The following is a 22,036-nucleotide window of genomic DNA, read 5'->3' as shown; positions in this document are numbered from 1 at the left end:
CTGCTGATTATTGTTTTCTTAAGTACGCAGAAACCCGCTTTGCCTGATCTTCATCAACCCACCAGTAATCTATACCTGCATTCAGTTTGGGTCTGATTGCTGGCATACGGTACATATCCCAGTAAGCATACCAGTTTTCACCTTTGCCATAAGTCAGAATCTGGTAGTATCCGGCACGTAACAGTCGGTCCAGTACATGTGTTCTCTGCACCAGCTGCTGACGGTCTGGCGCACGGATCACCATCTGAATCACATCATCAATAACCGAGTTTTTAATTCCGGCATAATTGTAGTTACCAGGCTGATCTGCGGCAAAACTCCCCCAGAACTGCGCCTGTTCGTTACCTGGATTGAGCGACTGCGGCATCGCATCGGTGGTCATATCAAAATCGGCTTTACGTTTACGCTCGATATACTGAGGTACATCAACCTGACGTATAGACACCTGCACACCAAGACGCTTCATGTTGCGGATAAAAGGCATCAGCGTTCGGGTCAGTCCATCCTGATGAATCAGAAACTCAAGCTTTACTGGTCGTTTCTTTTTATCCAGCAGTTGTCCCAGATGATAGGAATAACCCGCTTTCAGCAAAATCTGACGGGCTTTTAACAGACTGTTCCGATTAAAACCACTGGCATCAGACACTGGATACTGCCACTGACTGAGCACTCCCTGTCGCTGTAAGGGATGCAGCCTGTTCAGATAAGGTTTCAGAATATTCAGCTCGCCTGCGGATGGCTTCCCTCTTGCTTCCAGTTCACTGTTACTGAAAACACTCTGCAAACGTTTGTACTGACCATAAAACAGAGCTTTATTCTGCCATTCAAAATCATAAGCAAGTGTCGCTGCCTGTCTGAAATAAATATCATCCATTGGCGCACGACGGGTATTGAAGACAAAACTCTGTGTGGTCACAGGATTCTGATGCTGAAACTTATATTTCACCACCATACCTTCTTTCACAGCAGGGAAATTATATTCTGTCACCCACTTTCGGGCAGTAAACTCTTCATGCAACGTGTACTGACCTGACTTAAACCCCTCAAAAGCAATATCCAGACTGCGGTAATATACAAATTTCAGCCGGTCAAAATTATATTTGCCTTTATTGACTGCCAGATGACGTCCCCAGTAGGCAGGATTGCGCTTATAGGTAATACTGCGACCTGCATCAATCCGGTCAATCAGATAGGGACCAGAACCCAAAATCGGAACCAGAGTCACTTTGGTAAAATCTTTCGTCTGCCAGTCACGTTTCGAATAAATCGGCATCTGAGACAGAATCAAAGGCATTTCGGTATTGTTGTCTGACTTAAATGTCATTTTGACCTGATGTCGGGACAATACTTCGGTTTTTTCCAGATCAGCCAGATACATCTGCAAACCAGGATTGGCCTTTGTCTGATAGGTGTCAAAAGAAAATTTAACGTCTTCTGCGGTCAGCGCTGTTCCATCACTGAATTTTGCAGCAGGATTCAGATGAAAAATAACAAACTTGGTCCGTTCAGGATCGTAAGTCACTTTTTCCGCCAGCAATGGATACATCACTGCTGCCTCATCCAGCGAACTGCTCATGAGTGTATCAAACAGATAATTAACCCCTTCTGTCGAAGTTCCTTTGCCATTCATACTGTTCAGGTTATCAAAAGTTCCGACACCTGTCTGGCTGAGTAACCCACCCTTCGGTGCAGCAGGATTGGCATAAGGCATATGCGCCCTGCCTGAATACTGTGGAGTGGCATGGATGGCAATATACGGTGTGGTCTGTAAAGCCCCCCACCCCGTAACTGACAGCAAAGGTAATCCCAACAGCAAGCTCAGTCTTGCTGCACTGGACAATGACATGAATGCGCTACTCCCTGCGGACTCAGAATAAAAGTTACAGGTTTGGAACTTTAATGACATCACCTATACGCAGTTGCGTATCTGTTTTTAAATCATTCATTTCCGCAAGCTGACCTGCATTGAGACCATATTTACCGGCCAGACCAATCAAGGTATCTCCACGTTTGACCTTATATTCTTTCACCGTTTTAGGCAGTACGATGGACTGACCCACCTGTAAACCGGCACGCGGACTTAATCCGTTCAGTTCTGCCAGTGCCGCAACGCTCATTCCTGCACGGGCAGCAATCACATTCAGAGACTCACCAGACTTCACTGTATATTTATCCGTCTCACGTGAAGATACAGTTGCTTTTTTAGGTGCAGATTCAGCTTTGTTTTCAGCGGATGGTACATCACCTTCTGTTTTCAGCTTCTGACCCACACGTACAGGGGCATTACGGGTTAAACCGTTCAGATCCGCCAGATAGCTCAGTTGCAGATGATATTTACGTGCAATACTGCCCAGGGTCTCACCTGATTTCACAGTATGAATCTCTGAACTGACTTTTTCATCGTTTTTATCGGCTTTACTCTCAGTTCTGGCATTCTGTTCCGGTACATCACCTGTCAGTTTCAGCTTCTGACCCACACGCAGACCTGCGTTACGGTTTATGCTGTTGAGACCGGCAATATCATCCATACTCAGATTGTATTTAGCTGACAAAGAAGTCAGCGTATCTCCAGACTGTACCGTATAAGTATCCGGTACAGTTGCGCCTGCCGGAACTTTCAGCACCTGACCTGCCTGTAAACCTTTTGCAGCAGAAAGACGATTCAGTTCAGTCAGCTCAGAAACTGAAATTTTTGACTGACTGGCAATACTGTATAAGGTGTCTCCACGCTGAACTCTGTAGCTCTCTGTTTTATAAGCAGGTTCAGATTTAGCTGTATCCACTCTGGATGTAACTTTTTCATCTGCTTTAGGTTCCGCTTCCACTTCATTCAACGGAACATTGATTTTTTGCCCCACCATCAGGCTGCTGCCTGCACTTAAACCAGGGGTCAGATCAGCAAGTTCCTGATTTGAAAGTGCATAACGGTCTGCAATCAGTTTCAGATATTCGCCACGCTTCACCACATAACTTTTCGTTTTGATTTTTGCAGCTTTTTCAGCAGGCTTCACTGAGTCAGCTTTCACTGACCGGCTGTCAGCAACAGGCTCTTTCAGTGTCAGCTTCTGCCCGACATTAATCCCACTGGTTACAGAAAGATTATTATAGTCTGCAAGCTGTTTAACGCTCAGCCCAAACTGACTGGCTACTCCGGTCAGACTGTCATTTGCCTGAACCACATAACTGTCCGGAACAGTTTTTTTAGCCGATGCTTCTGCACTGACCTGAGGTTTAGCATCGTACAGATAAATACTGGTACCGACATACAGCGTCGAAGAAGGATCAATCTGGTTCCATTTCGCCACATCACGCCAGTTCACGCCATTTTTCATGGCAATCACCGCCAGCGTATCACCTGGCAATACAGTATAGGTACTGCGCTTGCCTTTCGGTGGAACCACCACAACTTCTGAATCTGTTTTTACAAAGTTTTTACCCTGATTACGTTTTGCCTCATCCGAGTCTGACTGAGTATTTTCTGCTACACCTTTAGGATATGAGAAGCCTTTGGTCAACTCTTTACCCTGCTGATCTGCCACGGACTGACTGGTCTGAATAGCGGTCAGTTTAATTTTTCCATCGAATGGATCAACAATTTCAGTGCCCTGTGGTGCAATCTGTTTCAGCTCAGCCACCACCTGCTCCTGTTCTGCTTTTGAAGCAACAGGACGCAACACTTCATCTACGGATTTAGTCTGTCCTTCTGCACGAACAGCAGCCTGGATCTGCTCACGCTCTGCCACAGAAATTGGAGGTTCAACCTTAACCGGCTGGACATTTGTTGCCTGTGTAACAGCAACAGGAATACGTGGTGCGCTCGGCACATCCGAACCTGAAGCAAATGCAGCCAGTGCAGCTGAACCCTGCGGTGTCTGCACAGGACGTGAAGACGCTGTGAACGCTTTGGCAGGCTCCGTTTTAGCAGTAACTGCAACAGCGGGTTTAGTATTGGTTGCTGCAATGACAGGCGGTGTTGTTTTAGATGGTAAAATCACTGCGCCACCCATTGCAGGTGGCGTGGATACAGATGGATTTACAGTGGTACTTGCCCACAGACTGCCTGACGATGACGACTTCAGACCTTTCAGTTTTGCATCAGTGGCTGGACTTAAATCAGCAGGTATCAGAATACGCATTGGACTTGCAGCATCAATCTGTTCACCACGGTGTCCAGGGTTCAGTGCGTACAGTTCTGCACGGCTCAAACCTGTTACAGCCGAAATATCATTCAGACTGACAGCTCCAACAGAAATTTCCCTGAAGTGAGGACGGTTGGCAATCGGCGGTAAACTTACGCCATAAGCATTCGGATTTTTAATAATCTGAGCCACTGCAAGGAAACGTGGCACATAGTTCATAGTTTCCTGAGGCAGCTTCAGTGACCAGTAATCGGTAGGCAGTCCTGCCGCACGGTTACGGTTGATTGCCTGCTGAATCCGACCAGGCCCTGCATTATAGGCAGCTAAAGCAAGCTCCCATGAACCAAACTGGTTGTACAGACTGCCCAGGAACTCATAAGCTGCGCGGGTGGATTCAACCACATCACGACGTCCATCGTAGGAACCTGTCTGACGCAGACCATAAATACGGCCTGTACTTGGAATAAACTGCCAGAGACCTGCCGCGGCTGCACTACTTGTAGCCGCAGGGTCATAAGAGCTTTCAATCACCGGTAACAACGCCAGTTCAGTCGGCATACCACGGCGTTCAGCTTCTTTTACAGTATGATAAAGATAACGTGATGCACGCGCACTCAAACGTTCAATATAAGGCTGACGTGAAGCAAACCAGCCACGTTGCGCTTCAATTCGCGGATCCCAGTGATTCAGATCCATTTTAAAACCAACCGTCATCCGTTTCCAGACATCACCATGTTTCAGAATCTGAAGGCGGTCTCCTTCCACTGCACGCATATCGGTTGCAGACAGCAGATCTTCCAGTCCATCCAGACCACTGGCGTCCATCATGCCTGAGCCAGCCATTTTTGATTTGGAAGTTTTAGATGCGCCAGGTGAGGATGTACATCCCGTCGTGAGCCCCAGAGCAGCAATTGCAGACCCTAATACAGTAATTTTAAAAAGTGCAGAGACTGAAGGCTGCCACAGGAGCGTGGTTGGTTTATACATAAGAAATCCAGACAACTCGTATAAATTTATTTTTTAGATATGCCATTGTAGTGAAGCATGTCGGAGACACAAGGCAATAATTCAGCCCTATTTCAGTATAAATGTTACAAGAAATTAAAAAATAAGCACTCGATACACTTCCTGAGTGCAATTGCGTTATACAATACAGCACTCTTTTTTGTTTCAGCAGATCCTCTGGAAAATAAAATATGTCTCAGACCATCACACTTTATGTTGACGGCGCATGTCGTGGCAATCCTGGCTTAGGCGGCTGGGGAGCTTACATCATTACGGAAACAGAAGAACACAAACTGTGTGGTGGCGAGCCTGAAACAACCAATAACCGTATGGAGCTGACCGCTGCCATTGAAGGTATCCGTTTCTGCCCAGCCGATGCCAGCCTGATCATGTGGACGGACTCCAGTTATGTGCAGAAAGGCATTACCGAATGGATTCATGGCTGGAAAAAGAAAAACTGGAAAGATGTTAAAAACCCTGATTTGTGGAAAGAGCTTGATGCCCTCTGCCAGGGTCGTCAGATTGAGTGGAACTGGATCAAAGGTCATGCAGGTCATGCAGGCAATGAAATGGCTGACCAGCTTGCCAATCTGGGTGCTGATAAAACCCAGGCACAGCTGCAGACTGACTCAAAAAAAAAATCTGAACCCGACTGGTTACTGGACGACCCCTTCGGACTTGATCTGACCGATACAGATGACGCTGCTGAATCAGAAATACCTGAAGATATGAAAGAACAGGATGAAATCAGTGAAGTCCTGTCTGCTGATGCTGAAGAAACATCTGAAACAAACCCATCAGTTGCGGCACACCCTCACATTGTCATTACACCTGCCAAAACCGATCTAAGCGGTCCACGACAGCTGATTCTGGATACAGAGACAACAGGTTTTTATTTTCAGGACACTGACCGGATCATTGAGGTGGGTGCCATTGAAATGATTAACCGGAAACTGACCGGTAGCTCTATTCATATTTATATCAATCCTGAAAAACCGGTCGGTGACTCTGAAGCCATTCACGGTATTACAGATGATTTTCTGAAAGATAAGCCGAAATATGCTGAAATTTCAGATGTTCTGTTTGACTACCTGAAAGGTGCAGAAATTATTGCCCATAACGCCACCTTCGATATGAACTTCCTGGATATGGAGTTCAGACGTGCAGGTTTACAGGCTTTATCAGAAGTCTGTGAAGTGACCGATACATTGGCAATGGCAAAATCCAAGCATCCAGGACAGAAAAATTCACTTGATGCCTTAGTCCGTCGTTATGAGATTCCTCAGCGCGACCGTACTTTCCACGGCGCATTACTGGATGCCGAAATTCTCTCCGATGTCTATCTGGCAATGACCGGTGGACAGGTTCTGCTGGATATTGATGCATCTTCCTCCGAAGAAAATAATGGATCAGGTCACCGCAGACAGGTGGAAATTGAATTACCCGTAATCCTGCCATCTGCAGATGAACTGGAAGCACATGAGAACTGGGTCAAACAATATGAAGAAAAGCATGGAGAACCTTGCTTTTTTGCCAAATAAAATCTGCACTTTTTGTGTTTTTTTGTATTTAAACATCCGACAGTTAAGTTATAGTTGAATGCAAACCGTCATGCCTGAATTTCAGGCGACAGTAAAACAGATAAAACACTAGGAAAGGTGCAGATACATGTCTTACCAAACCTCAATTCATTTTGATCCGACTGCATTGCTGATAATAAAAAATGAGGTTGATAACTCAATCAAGCTGGTGGAATCAGCTGTGAGTGCCCTGGCAGAAGACCAGACCTTACCTTTCGGAATTGATGACGCATTAAACCAGTTTGAACAGTGTGCTCAGGTTCTTGCATTGATTGACATGCAAAGCCTGGCAAAAATTGCACAGTATTCAGCTGAACTCATGCGCAGAATCATGGCAAACCCGACTCAGATCAACACCGATGAAGTGGTTGCGCTCAGTGAAGGTACAACCATGCTGCGTCGCTATATCGAATTCATCTGTCTGCGCGAAGTCAAGATTCCACAGTTCCTGCTGGATACTTTGAACCGCCTGGAACGCACGCTTGGTAAACCGATCACCTCTGAAGGTCAGCATATCGAATCACTGCTGGACTGTATCACTCCAGAATTCTCACTGCCGACGCCACCTGTACTGGAAAAATCACAGTATGTACACCGTCTGTATAAACTGTCTTTGAACCGACTGATCAAACAGGAAGAGTCCGAGTTCGATCTACAGGCACTGAAAGTCGTTGGCGCTTACCTGGCAGGTGTTTCAACTGAACATACTTCTGGTAAATACTGGAACCTTGTTTATGTTGCATTTGAACAGATCGAAAATTTACTGCTGAACGAACCGCGTCTGCGCACGCTGATCAGTATTGAACGGAATATCGCAGAATATTTCAGCGCACCTGAAACATTCAAAGCAGAAATTCAGGATTTAGCCAATATCCTCAGTCTGTGCATCAGCCAGGAAGACAGTATTTCTGAACATATCCGTCAGCAGCTGAACATTGGCGATGACATGCTGACAGACACACAGTTACAGGTCTTCAGCCGTCAGCTGTACGGTCCTGATTTTGATACCATGCATACCATCAGCAATCTTGTGACTGATGAAATGGCTCAGATCAGAAATGATATTGAATACAATTATCAGAACATGTCACCTGAAAAAACAGTTGAACTTCAGGACAAACTGAAAGGCATGGCCAATATTTTCCGTGTCCTCAACCTGAATGAAGCCTGCAATGATCTTTTCCGTCAGGCAGAATCATTGAATCAGGCTGAAGTGCTCAAAGATGAAGGCTTCGCACAGCAGCTGATGAACTGCATCCTGTCTGCAATGAACTCCATTGGTGTTCTTGAGCGCCACCATACGTCCAGCCGTTTACAGTTACGTGTAAACAACATGAATATTTCACTGGATCGCCTGGATGATGCTCATGCCACATTACTGGCGGAAACAAAGACTCAGATCGAAAACAGCAGTCAGCAACTTGTACAGTACCTTCAGGATCATAACCTGAAAGCTCTGGAGCAGATGCCTGCACAGCTGGCTGAAGTCAGTGGAGCACTGCTGTTCCTGAACGCTCAGGATGGACAGAAAGCCCTGAAAACTGCATCAAATTTTGTTCAGGACAAAATTGCAGCTGAAGCTGTTATTTCTGCTGAAGAAATCAATCATTTGCTCGACACGCTTGCCAGTGCCGACATGTTAATTGACAATTTAAAGAACAAACAGCCTGTCCTGCGCTCGATGTTTGATGTAGCATTGGTCAGTAGCGAAAAACTGAAAACTGTAGCCTGATGACTGAACTCTCACTTGCTTATCTGTTCCAACAACAACAACTGCTGGTCGATGAAAACTTTCAACTCCCTAGAGTTGAAAGATTGGCAAGTGATTTAAGTCTTAATACGGGTGATCAGGTGATTGCCCGTGATCTTCAGGAGCATGAACCCATCCCTGAGGGTTTTCAGCTCGTTCCTATCCGACAGCTCCTTCCGCTCTGGAACACGCAGCAGTTTGAACATGCCAGCCGTGCCATTCAGTTACTGGAATGGCGTCGCAATCATAAATTCTGCAGTCACTGTGGCCATGAGACCGAAGTACATCCCACCGAATATGCCATGGTCTGCCCTGCATGCAGATATCATCAGTACCCACGGGTCCAGCCTTGTGTCATAACAGTCATTACCCGCGGTGATAATGAAATTTTACTGGCAAAAAATGCCCGTAATAAAAGCAATATGTATGGCCTGATTGCAGGTTTCGTTGAGGTCGGTGAAACACTTGAAGAAGCAGTACGCCGTGAAACTGAAGAAGAAGTCGGTTTAAAACTGAAAAATATTCAGTACCTGGCAAGTCAGCCCTGGCCTTTTCCAAGTAATCTGATGCTGGCTTTTAAAGCAGAGTATGCTGCTGGTGAAATTGTGCTTCAGGAAGATGAAATCAGTGAAGCACAGTTCTTTAAATTTGATGAACTGCCTGAAATTCCATTTAAAGGCAGTATTGCTTATGCCATGATCATGCATGTCACTCAGGGGCATCCTGTTGCAGATGACACCCGTGAATGGCTGTAATCAGTCCATCTGACGCAGTTCTGTTAAAACATCCATAATCATTTTTCGGGTCTGAAAATAACGGCTGAACAGCGTTGAAACAGACCCCATCACTGTCAGATGTCCAGTTTTGGGTACATCCAGAATCTGACTGTGATTACCCTTTTCTTTCAGCATCTGATCCAGATCGACCGCATTGCTGCGATGAACAATTCTGTCATTTTCAGCAGTGAACAGATAATGTCTGACGGTATTGCTTTCAACAAAATAAAAAGGCATAACCTGCTGAAACGGTACCTGCTGATCAAATGCATCTTCACACAATGGATCACCTTTATAGTCAAAATGATAAGGTCCTGCCAATCCAATCACAGCACGGATTTCAGTTTTACAGATCAACTCATAAGGCTTTGGATTGTACAGCGCAGACATAATATTGAAAGCACCCGCTGAATGTCCCATCAGAACAATTTTCTGTGCACTGATTTTCAGGCGCTGTTTTTGCTGTGCCAGATAGTTCAGAGCCAGAGTCAGGTCATCCACTGAGCTCGGAAAAATATGCTGTGGCGCAAGATGGTAATTAATGACCGCCACATCAAAACCTTCACGGGCAAAAGACTCTCCGACAAAGCGGTAATCCTTTTTGTCACCATGTGACCATGCACCACCATGCACAAAAACAATCAGAGGATTTTCACCTTCCTGCTCTGACGCATACAGATCAAGACGGTGTCGGGCTTTCAGTCCATAAGCAACATTGTGCTGTACACTGTATCCTCTACGCGGAGTCAGCCTGTTCAGCGCATAACTGCCTGCATCATACAGACGAAAATCCCTGTACAGGGATTTTGCCTTTTCTACGCGGTTTTTCAGTAATGCTGCAATCTGTTGAATCTTATTGAACATTGCTTGGTTCAGCCTGATCAGGATCAATGGCAACAGGCGTCTGCACATCAGGTACCGTGTTCATCATCGGTGTTGCTACAGTCCCAGACACAGTTGACTGTCGCTGATCAATATTATCCACCAGAGTTACAATGCGGGTGACATTGCCAACCTGCTGCAATACCTGATTCAGATCATCCACTTCAGCATTGTTCAGTCGCCCCATCACATAAAGTACACCATCTTCAGTATGTACACGGACTTTACTGTCAGAAACAACCGCAGCTTTCATGATCAGACCACGTGTATTTGCTGTTACTGTTGTGTCCTGCATAATGGTTGAATAACCAATCTGATCGCCAACCGTTATATAATTATGTACGGTCTTTACATCACTCATTGCACGGACATTATCCTCTGCCAGCTGCTTCAGATGCGCATCAGGCACCTGCCCGGTCAGCAGAACATTACCGTGAAAACTTTCAATATTGATACGCGACTGTTTGAATCTTGCATCCAGTTTATACAGATTGATTTTTGCAGTTCTTTCAATGGAAGAATCAATAAAAACCTGCCCCAGCGAACGTGCGCCACTTTCTGTCCCTACAGGTGCAGAACCAGTACCACCGGAAATAAAACTTGCACAGCCTGATAAACCTGCTACGCACAACACTGTCATTGCAATATGCTTAAACACTCAGCAAGACTCCTAATGATTTAAACCAAATTATTTTATATTTCAGACTTTGGTCTGGATGATGATTAGAGATTAATAAACTCCAGATCAAAAGTAAAAGCATTTTCAATCCATTGCAGATCATAAGGGAAACTGGAAAAGTGATACTGTACTGTTTTTGCAAATTGTTGAGAAAAATCAAAACAAATCACATCAAACCGACAATAAAAGTCAGCATATTGTGGATTTTTCTGTAGAAAGTACAATGCCGTTTTCATCAGTTTACGCTGTTTTGATAAAGTCACCACCTCAGATGCATGACCATAAGCCGTTGCTGACCTTGCTTTGACTTCCACAAAAATCAGATCCTGCTGCTGCTCAACAATAAGATCCACTTCACCGTTTCGCGAATGATAATTTACAGCGACGACCCGAAAGCCTTTTGCTTCAAGAAATTTACGGGCTTCCAGTTCAGCCCATTGCCCCATTTGCATTTTCATTGGAATTTTACAGCTCATTATTTATTTTAATTTTTTCACAACAGCTTCATGATAAAGCCTCAAGCAACGGGATTCATTTCCCATGATGCAGTCCAATTCAGGTAGAATAACCCTTTTACGGTCAGTTAAAAATCAACTGACTGAATACCATCCTGTGCAGGGAGAAATTGCATGAATGCCCAGTTGTTTGTTGTGTCCACCCCCATCGGGCATCTTGATGATATCACCTATCGCGCAGTCGAAGTCCTTAAATCTGTACAGATTATTGCTGCTGAAGACACTCGGACTTCTGCTCAGTTGCTGAAGCACTTTAATATTTCCACACCACTGACTGCCTGCCATGATCATAATGAAAGTAACAAAACAGATCAGCTGATTCAGCGTATTTTAAACGGTGAAAATATGGCACTGATCAGTGATGCAGGTACTCCTCTGATCAGTGATCCTGGATTTAAACTGGTCCGTGCAGCTCAACAGCACCAGATTCGTGTCGTTCCTGTACCTGGAGCCTGCGCTGCAATCGCTGCACTGAGTTCTGTGGGACTTCCAAGTGACCGCTTCAGCTTTGAAGGATTTTTACCCTCCCGACAGTCACAGCGTGTTGCGACCCTTGAAAAACTCAAAGATGAAACTCAGACGCTGATTTTTTATGAAGCACCGCACCGTATTCTTGAATGTGTAAAAGATATGGCAACCGTTTTTGGCGCTGAACGCCCTGTCGGTTTTGCCCGTGAAATTACCAAGACCTTTGAAACCATAAAAAAAATGTCACTGTCTGAACTGGTCAGCTTTATCGAAAATGATCATCATCAGCAAAAAGGTGAAATCGTGCTGGTGATTGGTGGTTCAACTGAACAAAAAGACCTTGAACAGGAAGCACTGGATAAACTGCTGCTTCGCCTGTTACAGGATTTATCAGTGAAAGCAGCATCACAACTTGCAGCAGACCTGACAGGTATTAAAAAGAAAGTGGCTTACCAGCGTGCACTTGAACTGACAGACAAAAAACAGGACTGATTTTTATATCTGAACTTCAGTCTGTTTATTTTACCTATAGACTAACTTTCAGTAAGAGGCTGTAGATATATCACTGAACGCTGTTTTTCAAACTACTGACTGCTCCTGATCTGAAAATAAAAAAGCATCACCGTAGTGATGCTTTTTTATTAATCCTCGGCAGATGCGTCTGGAGGAACTTCAGTAATTTTTCCGCCTCTGGCAAGAAAAGCAGCCACTTCATCTTCGAGTGCCTGACGCTGCTTCAGCTTTGCCGTTACAGTCAATGTTTCAGCTTCTGCCATATCACCTTCTGCAGCGCTATCTTCAGCGCTACCAGCGCCTTTTTCAGCAGCCTGTGCCTCATCCTCATCTACAGTTGAGTCTTCTGCATCATCGTAATCATTCATATCCGTCATCTTTCATTTCCCCTCAGACTTGCCCAGTACAAAACTGGTTCCGAATTACGAAGAAATTTATCAATCTCTTTGCATTTCGCATAGAGTAAAATGCAAAAAAAACGTATTTTTTTCGATCAAAAACGTAATTAAAGTTAAATGAATGGCTAAAATTCAACAATTTCAGGAAATCGCATAGCGTGTATGACTCAGTGAAGACAGTCCATTTGCCTGAGCCATAAACGTATCCTTGAGAATTTCATGCTGTTCAACCTGCTTCAAAGCAAAATTACGTGCCCAGACCACAGGAAAAATTTGTGCAGTTTCCGTCCAGCCAATGATGGACATACTGTGCATCATGGCATCGTTCTGACCTTTGCGCTGATGCTCATAACGCTTCAGTGTCTGTTCATGTGCCCACACACCACGCTTTAAGTCATGCAGCAGAACATCACACAGTACAGCAGCATCCAGACAGCCTATATTGACCCCCTGACCTGCAAGTGGGTGAATCACATGAGCTGCATCACCAACCAGTGCCAGTCCTTCTGCAATATACCGTTTTGCAGCGCGAGCCTTTAATGGAAATCTTACTCTGGAAGTAGCTTCAACGACTCCACCCAGCATATGGTGGCTCTGTTCTGTAATCAGCTGACAGAATGCTTCATCACTTAAAGCGGCATATTCTTCTGCAAAGTCATCCGGCAAAGTCCAGACAATGGATTGCCAGTAACTATTCTCAGCAGCATCAAGACCTGCCATAGGCAAATAAGCCAGTGGACCTGTTTCAAGAAATATCTGTCTGGCTACATGTAAATTCGGTTCACGGGTACGGATGGCACAGGTCAGCCCTGCCTGTTGATAATCCAGCACATCCAGTTCAATAAACGCCTGATCACGTACAAATGAGTTAGCACCGTCTGCACCGATCAGCAGTTTTGTTCTGAGTTCAGTGCCATCAGCCAGCACTATATGCCAGACACCGACACCTCTCTCAACACGGATAACTTTTACCTGCGTTCTGTAATCACGGATCTGCTCCAGCAGCTGTTGCTGTATCGCAAGATTCAAAATACTGGGTTCAACCATTGAACCGAGTGTCTGCTCAGGTGTCGGTGTCAGTTCGGATGACTGACCAAAATTAATCTCTCCGTAGCCATTTTTATTCCACACCTGCATACCGCTGTACGGCATCTGACGTTTCAGACCTTCCCAGACTTTCGCTGTTTTTAACAGATGAATTGTTGCCTGACTCAGTGCAAGCACCCGTGGGTTTGAGACTGCAAGTACACTTTGCTCATCCAGTACAGGGGCAGCATCCAGTACCGTGACCTCTACTCCACCCTGAGCAAGCAACAATGCAGTCAGACCACCCACAAGTCCACCACCAATTACCACTGCATCCAGTATATCCTGACTCATGCTTTCAACCCCATCGCATAGTTTGCCACCAAGGGTTTAATCCCTGGAATCACGTCAAAAGCCACCAGTCCTGTATTTCTGATCAGTTTAAGGACTGGATTCTGATTACTGAATCCACGTACCACAGAATCACAGAATTTAATCACACGCTGCTGGTCGGTCAGTCTTGATTTTTCGTAGTCGAGGAGCATTGCTGCATCGCCTAAATCAGCACCAGCATTCATCTGCTCTTTTAAATAACGCAGTAATACATGAGCATCACGCATACACAGATTAAAACCCTGACCTGCAACTGGATGAATGGTATGAGCTGCATTACCCATTAAAACCACACGTCCTACCGCCTGTTTCTCAGCAAGAACCTGAGACAGTGGGAAACTGAACCGTTTACCGGTTTTCTGGAATTTACCCGCACGGTCTCCATAGGTTTGCTGTAAAGCATCCAGGAAATGCTGATCATTTTCATCCCCCAGCCATTCACCTTCTGTACCTTTAGGCACAGGCCAGACCACCGAGCGACGGTATTCCCCCGGCAATGGCAACAGAGCCAATGGCCCTAAATGGCTGAAACGTTCAAAACCGACATGATGATGCGGCTTCGAAGTCTGTACTGTGGTGACAATCGCTACCTGATCATAGTCATGTACCGAAGCACCAATACCCAAAGCTTTGCGGCAGAATGAATCACGACCATCAGCTGCAATCACAATTTTAGCCTGCAGTCGGAGTGCTTCTTCACCACGCTGAGCTTCTATAAAGGCATGATCTGTATCCTGCGTTAATGATGTGACCTGCACACCATCAATCAGTTCAATCAAAGATTCTTTTTTTACTTCAGTCAGCAGTACCCGTCCCAGCCAGGCGTTTTCAATCACCTGCCCAAAACTTTCAACTTTTTCCTGTTCTGCTTTTAAACGTGCCTTACCAAAACTGCCCTGTTCAGTAATATTGACTTCCAGGATAGGCGTTGCATGTTCCTGTAATGCATCCCACAGACCCAGTTCCTGATAAATCTGTACCGTACGGCGTGACAGCGCACTGTTTCGGGCATCAAAACTTGAGTGATAAGGGGCAAGATCTGCATCATCATAATCAGGGTATCTGATCGCTTCGAGTAGCTTTACGCCAATTTTTGCTTTTGCCAGCATCAGTGCCAGACTGAGTCCGACCATACCACCACCCACAATGATGACTTCTTGTTGCATGCCTTGATCCTTCCATACGTATCCAGTCGGGCTGGACACTGATTATCTTGATTGAATTTATCTTACCGCAAAGTCATTTATTTTTATAATGAAATAGCACTGATGCTCTTAAGCTGATGAAATCCTGATACTTTGAATAAAAACCGGACTGAAAAAACTGTTTTTATCAAAAAGCCAGCGCAGTTTTTATCATCTGAAATGAACTGTGAATCGCACCACAACGATCCAGTATAATATTTCATATTCAAGCCTCATTTTCATCAAGAAAAAACAAACAACTAATTGATAATATTACAAATAAAACCACTTAAAATTATATAATGCCGATTTCCAAAAATGTTCAGTGATTAACTGAAAGTGCATCATCTTTATTTGATAAAATCACGACAGTAATCAAAAAATACCAGGACGATTTTTAATGAATATTCTCATTCGGGATGAACAACCAGCAGATATTCAGGACATTGAAGAACTGACCAAAGCTGCATTTTTAAATGAAGAACACTCCAGTCATACTGAACAGTTTATTGTGAACAGTCTTCGTAAGAACGGGCAGCTCAGCATTTCCTTAGTGGCAGTTGAACATGACGTTATTGTTGGTCATGTTGCCATTTCTCCCGTAAGTATTTCTTCAGGTGAAACAGGATGGTACGGTTTAGGTCCCATCTCTGTCTGTCCTGATAAACAAGGTCAGGGAATTGGATCACTTTTAATGCATGCATCACTGGATAAATTAAAACAATCCGGTGGAAAAGGCTGTGTTTTATTAGGAGATCCTGCTTATTACAGCCGTTTTGGTTTTAAATCCTATCCTGATCTCAATTTACCTGGTGTGCCCCCTGAGTATTTTCAGGCACTCAGTTTTACTGACCATATCCCTCAGGGTAATGTCACTTACCATGAAGCCTTCGATGCAACTGAATAGAACTTAAGCGAAGACTTCCGTACTGAAAACATCTGACACAGCAACTTTAGTCAATGAAACAGTAAGAAAATGATGGGAAATCAAAAATTTTTACTCTGCTCTCGGATAAAACTCAGTCAGTTTTGTACGCCTGGACGTACAGCGATTCAGGACTTTGGCGAATATACAGTTCTGTATCAATTTTCTATTATGGGGATATAGAGAGCAGGATGCTCCAGACAAAAATAAGAAAAGACAGCAATGGACATGCAGGTTCGACAGGAGTCAGACCAAAGCATCAAATACGTAAAAAAGCCTGACAGGATGTCAGGCTTTTTTATTACATAAATCTTTAGAGCAGGATTAACGCATTTACTCAACAATAAAAGGAGCATCGAAGTAATATTATCTATAAAGTTTTTTTCAGATATTAATAAATAATGTACTATCTTTCGCCCTGTTTCAAAAATTTTAATTTACAGTTTCCAAATAAAATAATAAAGTAGCTTCATAAGACCATCAACAATAAACCACATCAGCTCATTATATTTTAAACACATCAACATCAGCTAACAAAATTACTATTTAAAAAATCTCTTTCAAACAAACCTTAATTAAAAATAAATATCCTTTATAAAATATATAACACCAGTTAAAAACAACTCCAACAACAAATATCCACATATAGGAGTCTATTAAATCCAATATCAATAATGTATAAAGCAGCCTTTCAGATCTGATTATTTAATTTCTATCTGCATACTGAGATAATCCAAATTTAGTTTCACAATCCACATATTCTCCCACTGGATCATAACACCTCGGAGTAAAATACTCATATCCCTCTCTAAAACCCGGTGTACTTCCAGGTCGTGCATGTGTTTGATGCTCAAAAGACCAAAGTTTTTTCGTTTTTTCAGTCAGGCATATTTTTTTTGTATCCTGTAGAGCATATCCATTTTCATCATTTTTAATTGAAGTTTTACATATAACTTTCTCTTTAGGTTCGCAGACAGGACTTCTGCATACATATGTTTCCATATCCCAAACATACCATTGATAAAAAAAGAAAAAACCGATTCCGGAAATACTCGTAAAAAATATCCACTTAGGTATTATGGAATAGTCTATTTCATTAACAATAATTGCTATTAATATCGTAAATAATGACTGAATGAATAATTCTACTCCCACAAAATTATTCCATGCTCTAGCGAGCAATGCCATGAGTATCAATAAAACAAAAAAAGAGCACAACTTCTTACTTAACAATCCAATTGTATAAATTAAACAAAAATGAGCTAACAACAGAAAAAATGTATTAATAAAAAACCAATCATTAAATCTTGATGAGTTCAATAAAAAGTCTATCACTTCCACTCCAATTAAAAAATTAAAATTTTAAGTGTACAGATTATACAAACGACAAATAAGAGCAAGTTTTTTAATTAAAATTTCTTTTCCATATTTTAAATTCTTATTTTTATAAAAATATTTCCCAACACTCTTCAAGCACCGCATGCAACTTTAGCGTTAAAAAATATTAAAACATAATCTCAACCAATTTTATTTCACACCCCTTTCTTTTAAAAAAAACAATAGTATAAAAACAAGAACCTCACCATATTAATTAAATAACCAGTTTTAAGAAGAATTATTCAACAATCCAAACATCAAAAAAACAAACAAACACCAGAAATAATTTTACAGTTAATTGCAATTATGACTCAATTAAAAAATTACAGTTATCACGATATGACCTGATTCAATATAATGCTTTGTATATAATCTCTTACATACTATTAAAAAGCCGGTCATCTGACCGGCTTTTTAATTCATTTCAGATTATTTCGCCATTAAGGCTTCAATCTCTTCTACAGATTTCACTACCGCAGCTGTTAAAACACGCGGACCATTTTCTGTCGCGACCACATCATCTTCAATACGGATACCTATACCACGCCATTTCACATCCACCGTTTCATCATCCGGTGCGATATACAGACCTGGTTCCACGGTGACAACCATACCCTCTTCATAGGCACGCCATTCACCATCCTGTTTGTATGTACCTACATCATGCACATCCATGCCAAGCCAATGCCCTGTGCCATGCATATAAAACTGACGATAAGCTTCTTTTTCAATAATTTCGTCGATGTTGCCCTGCATAATACCAAGATCAAGCAAACCCTGAACCAGGATACGTACAGCTACGTTATGCGGCTCTTTATATGAATTTCCAATCTGAACTGCATGGATCGCAGCAATCTGTGAATCCAGAACCACGTTATACAGTGCTTTCTGTTCAGGACTGAACTTACCGTTGACCGGAAAAGTACGGGTAATGTCAGAGGCATACAGCTGATACTCACAGGCTGCATCAATCAGTACCAGATCACCGTCTTTCAGCACTTTGTCATTTTCAACATAATGCAGAATGCAGGCATTTTCCCCACCACCCACAATGCTGTTATAAGACGGTACACAGCCGTTTTTACCAAAAATATAATTGAGTTCAGCTTCCAGAGCATATTCCATCATGCCTGGTTTTACAGTCTGCATCGCACGAGTGTGCGCTTCTGCGGAAATATCAGATGCAATCTGCATCAGTTCCAGTTCCTGCTCAGTTTTATGCAGGCGAAGCTCATCAATAATACGATCCAGCTGTACAAGCTGAGCAGGTGCTGAAGTACCACGTCTGGATTCACCGCTGGCTTTTGCAATCCATCCTGCTACACGCGCATCAAAAGCAGCCTGCTGACCAATGCGGTAAAACAGTCGGGTCTTGTTCTGAAGTTTTTCCTGAATTTCGTCATCCAGCAGATCTATCGCATACGCTTCATCTGCTTCAAAGTCATCCACAGCACCATCCACACCGGCACGGTAACCATTCCAGATTTCCATTTCACGGTTACGTTCACGGCAGAACAGACTGTAGGTATAACCCTCATCTATGGATTCGTAAGTTTCAATGACAGCAACTGCCTCAGGTTCTGCAAATCCCGTCAGCCAGAAAAAACTGCTGTCAGCACGGAATTTATAATCGGCATCGCGGTTACGCATGGCAACAGGACTGGTTGCAATGACGGCAATACCGTGGGGACCCATTTCTTCAGCAAGGCGGTCGCGACGTTCCTTAAAATCTGCCTGAGTCAGTTTCTTCATTAAAGCACTTCATCATTTTTAAAAATTTAATATATATAGAGGAATAACCGGCCATATTGCAGACAGGTTATTCCGTTCAGTTTCAGCTTGGTCGATGTGGCGTAAACATTTCCACCACTGCTGCTTTATCTTCAACAGCAACTTTAGATCTTGCAGAAAAGTTTTTCAGCAAAGAGCTTTCATCTACAGGAATTTTCTTGCGCCCCAAAGAAAGGCTGACAGGAATCAGGCGTACAAACTCATACAGTTCCTGATAGCTTTCTTCACCTTCTTCATCATTGTCGCTTTCTTCAAATTCAACCGCTGCAACGTCCTGCAGATGTTCAATCAGTTCCATTTCATCCTGACGGATATGTCCTGAAGCCAGTCCAAATCCCAGCACTACGCCTGCACACCAGTCAGCAAGTGCCTGGACACGGTCAGCGAGCACATGTTCATCATCAGGTAACAACGGCAGATAATCCAGTTCATCTTCCGACAGTGCATGAGCAACATCTTCTGCTTCATCACTGAGGATATCCAGAGCTTCTTCATTCAGTTCTGGAACTTCAAGCGTATTTAATATCTGTTGCCACTCTTCTCTTGAAGGTGTATTTGTCACACAAACTATACCTGTTAACAGACCATGTAACTCACTTGGGCTTGAAATCTCCTCAATTGAGGAAAAATTGCGGTTCCATTCGGACCAACCTGAAATATCGTCTTGCATTCGCTTATCCAATCTCTATACTTCTTATATATTACCTTTGTTTGCGATACTGTGCGACCACGATATGTTAGAAGAATTACAGCGTCTACAGGCGCACATTGGCGTTTTAAAAACGCGACTTTCTCAGTATGAGAATGAAAACCGTACACTTCTGAACGATAAAGATACGTCTGCTGAGCAGCACCACAGCCAGATCGCTCAAAAGAACAGTATCATCACCCATAAACAGGAAGAAGTTGATACGCTGTCTGATCAGCTGAAAACCTCTCAGGATCAGCTGAAACAGCTCAATACAGATGCGACTGCGCTTGCAGACCGCTACAGTCGGCTTGAGAAAAGCTGCACTGACCTGAAAAACCGTTTCCAGGAAATTCTTGCTGAACGCAATGAACTGCGCATGCTTAAAGAGCAGATGCAGAATGAACAGCGTCATGCTCAACAGGAAATTCAGAATCTGAAGCTGGAACGTGAAAGATTGTTACAAAAAAATGAACATGCCAAAGCGAAAGTTGAAGCCATTATTCAGCGCTTATCTATTTTAGGTACTGCTCAGGATCAGCATGCTCAGGAAATTCAGCAACTTGCCCATCCTGCCGAAGCCAATGAAGAGATAGAATCATGAGTGAACAGATTCCTGTAGAACTGCGTGTGCTTGGACACAGTTTCCGCCTTGCCACCACAGAAGATAAAAAACCAGAACTGGAACGTGCAGCGCAGTTACTGAATGAAAAATACGATGATTTTCGCCAGAAAGCACCTCGCATGGAACCAAGTAAACTGATCATCATGGTTGCCCTGGAAATGATGCAGGACGTGTTATCCATGAATAAAACCATTCAGGAATACGAGCATTGCGAACGCCTGCTGAACACCATTCTTGAAGATGTAGAACAACTGACCTGAAACTGATCAAAGCATGTTCACATGAACATGCGACAGATAAATCATTTCCTCCAGGGATTTGCCTCCTGCTCAATACAGGTTATACTGAATGCAACTCTGGGGTGTTTGCCAGCGCGTCTATATCCCTGCCGATACTTAAACTTACGGATGTGTTCTGTATATTTAGAGCGTATGCCCATCTTCGTGTGGGAAACCCAGCAAGTATACGTCGCGTCCCCCTTGAACTTCTTCGGGTTCAGGGTAACGACATGCAGCGGCACTTCTGGAGCTATTTACTTTTTTCTTATTATAATTATAACGCTGTCTATATCCTGTTATAACCACCTTTCCTTTTATCCACCATTTTTCATCACTTCCAATCCATAATTTTCATAACTGAAAATATATGCAGTACAACTGTGTCTGATCATTTCAGAATGTTTTACAATCAGATCTGAGCAGAAATCTGTCCATACTTTATTTTTATACAGAGACAGGCCAAACAGCTTCAATTATGGAAAGAACAGGAGTTTTATTTTGAACCGTAAATTGCTGACCGCTGAAGGTTATCAACGCTTACAGAATGAATTGAATGACCTGGTCCGTAAAGAACGCCCTGAGATCACCAAAATCGTGTCCTGGGCTGCAAGCCTCGGAGACCGTTCAGAAAACGCTGACTACCACTATAATAAAAGAAAACTCCGTGAAATTGACCGTAGAATCAGATTCTTAACTAAACTTTTTGAAGTCGCTCATAAAGTTGAATACAGCCCTGAACAGGATGGAAAAGCCTATTTTGGTGCATGGGTTGAGCTTGAAAACGATGACGGCGAAACTGTCAAATTCCGCATTGTGGGTGATGAAGAAATTTATGGGCGTAAAGACTATATTTCTTTACAGTCTCCTATAGCAAAAGCGTGTCTGGGTAAAGCAGTTGATGATGAAATACAGGTTCATACCCCTCATGGCAAAAAAAACTGGTATCTGACTCAGATCATCTATGAAAAAACGTCATAAACAGGATTTGAAGCACTTATTTCAAAAAATATTTTTCTGCTTTATTTTTATCCCTGACGGCTCAGT

At 43.3% G+C, this 22,036-nt stretch carries 19 protein-coding genes and 1 other RNA gene; 9 read left to right on the top strand and 11 right to left on the bottom strand.

Going from position 1 to position 22,036, the window contains the following annotated elements; all coding sequences use genetic code 11:
- Positions 1-7: 7 nt before the first annotated feature.
- Together CDG61_RS05575 and CDG61_RS05570 are read right to left on the bottom strand one after the other, a co-directional pair.
- Positions 8-1,846, bottom strand: coding sequence for an extracellular solute-binding protein (locus tag CDG61_RS05575; protein ID WP_087550696.1), 1,839 nt, complete (start codon positions 1,844-1,846; stop codon positions 8-10).
- Between the two features lie 34 nt (positions 1,847-1,880).
- Entirely contained in the window at positions 1,881-5,126 is a 3,246-nt protein-coding gene (locus CDG61_RS05570; RefSeq protein ID WP_087550695.1) for a lytic transglycosylase, read from the bottom strand.
- Positions 5,127-5,335: 209 nt separating this feature from the next.
- On the opposite strand from CDG61_RS05570, the gene dnaQ reads away from it, so the two are divergent.
- The 3 genes from dnaQ to nudC all read left to right on the top strand — a co-directional run bounded on the left by dnaQ (position 5,336) and on the right by nudC (position 9,229).
- Entirely contained in the window at positions 5,336-6,685 is a 1,350-nt protein-coding gene (dnaQ, locus tag CDG61_RS05565; protein ID WP_087550694.1) for a DNA polymerase III subunit epsilon, read from the top strand.
- Between the two features lie 127 nt (positions 6,686-6,812).
- Complete coding sequence (locus tag CDG61_RS05560; RefSeq protein WP_087550693.1) at positions 6,813-8,456, top strand: chemotaxis protein; 1,644 nt, start codon at positions 6,813-6,815, stop codon at positions 8,454-8,456.
- Positions 8,456-9,229 carry an NAD(+) diphosphatase gene (gene nudC / locus CDG61_RS05555; RefSeq protein WP_087550692.1) on the top strand — a complete coding sequence of 258 codons (774 nt, stop codon included), beginning with the start codon at positions 8,456-8,458 and terminating at the stop codon, positions 9,227-9,229. The genes CDG61_RS05560 and nudC overlap by 1 nt, the downstream gene beginning before the upstream one ends.
- Here nudC and CDG61_RS05550 read toward each other — a convergent pair whose 3' ends face one another.
- The 3 genes from CDG61_RS05550 to CDG61_RS05540 form a co-directional block, all read right to left on the bottom strand.
- Positions 9,230-10,114 carry an alpha/beta hydrolase gene (locus CDG61_RS05550; protein ID WP_087550691.1) on the bottom strand — a complete coding sequence of 295 codons (885 nt, stop codon included), beginning with the start codon at positions 10,112-10,114 and terminating at the stop codon, positions 9,230-9,232. It abuts the gene before it with no gap.
- The gene (locus CDG61_RS05545; RefSeq protein ID WP_087550690.1) at positions 10,104-10,790 is read right to left on the bottom strand and encodes a BON domain-containing protein; all 687 of its coding nucleotides are present in this window, start codon (positions 10,788-10,790) and stop codon (positions 10,104-10,106) included. Before CDG61_RS05545 ends, CDG61_RS05550 begins: the two co-directional genes overlap by 11 nt.
- Before the next feature lie 65 nt (positions 10,791-10,855).
- Positions 10,856-11,269, bottom strand: coding sequence for a YraN family protein (locus CDG61_RS05540; RefSeq protein ID WP_228199617.1), 414 nt, complete (start codon positions 11,267-11,269; stop codon positions 10,856-10,858).
- A 171-nt stretch (positions 11,270-11,440) separates the two neighbouring features.
- On the opposite strand from CDG61_RS05540, the gene rsmI reads away from it, so the two are divergent.
- Positions 11,441-12,286 (top strand): 16S rRNA (cytidine(1402)-2'-O)-methyltransferase, encoded by an 846-nt coding sequence (gene rsmI, locus CDG61_RS05535; protein ID WP_087550689.1) that lies wholly within the window; start codon positions 11,441-11,443, stop codon positions 12,284-12,286.
- Positions 12,287-12,435: 149 nt separating this feature from the next.
- Here the strand turns inward: rsmI and CDG61_RS05530 are convergent, their stop codons facing one another.
- The 3 genes from CDG61_RS05530 to ubiH all read right to left on the bottom strand — a co-directional run bounded on the left by CDG61_RS05530 (position 12,436) and on the right by ubiH (position 15,290).
- Entirely contained in the window at positions 12,436-12,684 is a 249-nt protein-coding gene (locus CDG61_RS05530; protein WP_087513219.1) for a hypothetical protein, read from the bottom strand.
- A gap of 162 nt (positions 12,685-12,846) precedes the next feature.
- Entirely contained in the window at positions 12,847-14,085 is a 1,239-nt protein-coding gene (locus tag CDG61_RS05525; RefSeq protein WP_087550688.1) for an FAD-dependent monooxygenase, read from the bottom strand.
- Positions 14,082-15,290, bottom strand: a complete 1,209-nt coding sequence (gene ubiH / locus CDG61_RS05520) for a 2-octaprenyl-6-methoxyphenyl hydroxylase (RefSeq protein ID WP_087550687.1) — start codon at positions 15,288-15,290, stop codon at positions 14,082-14,084. The genes CDG61_RS05525 and ubiH overlap by 4 nt, the downstream gene beginning before the upstream one ends.
- A 418-nt stretch (positions 15,291-15,708) precedes the next feature.
- Between ubiH and CDG61_RS05515 the strand changes: the two genes are divergently transcribed.
- The gene (locus CDG61_RS05515; protein ID WP_087550686.1) at positions 15,709-16,215 is read left to right on the top strand and encodes a GNAT family N-acetyltransferase; all 507 of its coding nucleotides are present in this window, start codon (positions 15,709-15,711) and stop codon (positions 16,213-16,215) included.
- Positions 16,216-16,938: 723 nt separating this feature from the next.
- Here CDG61_RS05515 and CDG61_RS05510 read toward each other — a convergent pair.
- From CDG61_RS05510 to CDG61_RS05500, 3 genes are all read right to left on the bottom strand, one after another.
- Positions 16,939-17,421, bottom strand: a complete 483-nt coding sequence (locus tag CDG61_RS05510) for a hypothetical protein (protein ID WP_087550685.1) — start codon at positions 17,419-17,421, stop codon at positions 16,939-16,941.
- A gap of 618 nt (positions 17,422-18,039) precedes the next feature.
- The gene (pepP, locus tag CDG61_RS05505; RefSeq protein WP_087550684.1) at positions 18,040-19,362 is read right to left on the bottom strand and encodes a Xaa-Pro aminopeptidase; all 1,323 of its coding nucleotides are present in this window, start codon (positions 19,360-19,362) and stop codon (positions 18,040-18,042) included.
- 82 nt (positions 19,363-19,444) lie between these two features.
- Positions 19,445-20,071, bottom strand: coding sequence for a UPF0149 family protein (locus CDG61_RS05500; RefSeq protein ID WP_087513226.1), 627 nt, complete (start codon positions 20,069-20,071; stop codon positions 19,445-19,447).
- A gap of 64 nt (positions 20,072-20,135) precedes the next feature.
- Between CDG61_RS05500 and CDG61_RS05495 the strand changes: the two genes are divergently transcribed.
- The 4 genes from CDG61_RS05495 to greB all read left to right on the top strand — a co-directional run bounded on the left by CDG61_RS05495 (position 20,136) and on the right by greB (position 21,970).
- Positions 20,136-20,693 carry a hypothetical protein gene (locus CDG61_RS05495; protein WP_087513227.1) on the top strand — a complete coding sequence of 186 codons (558 nt, stop codon included), beginning with the start codon at positions 20,136-20,138 and terminating at the stop codon, positions 20,691-20,693.
- Entirely contained in the window at positions 20,690-20,974 is a 285-nt protein-coding gene (locus tag CDG61_RS05490; RefSeq protein ID WP_087513228.1) for a cell division protein ZapA, read from the top strand. The genes CDG61_RS05495 and CDG61_RS05490 overlap by 4 nt, the downstream gene beginning before the upstream one ends.
- A 90-nt stretch (positions 20,975-21,064) precedes the next feature.
- Positions 21,065-21,247, top strand: a non-coding RNA gene (gene ssrS, locus CDG61_RS05485) — 6S RNA.
- Between the two features lie 243 nt (positions 21,248-21,490).
- Positions 21,491-21,970: a transcription elongation factor GreB gene (gene greB / locus CDG61_RS05480; protein WP_087513231.1), complete on the top strand. Its 480-nt coding sequence runs from the start codon at positions 21,491-21,493 to the stop codon at positions 21,968-21,970.
- Positions 21,971-22,036 lie beyond the last annotated feature (66 nt).

The organism is Acinetobacter sp. WCHAc010052 (assembly GCF_002165295.2).
Taxonomy (GTDB): Bacteria; Pseudomonadota; Gammaproteobacteria; order Pseudomonadales; family Moraxellaceae; genus Acinetobacter; species Acinetobacter chinensis.
Note: the sequence above shows the minus strand (reverse complement) of the source record. Positions and strands in the feature narration are given on the sequence as shown.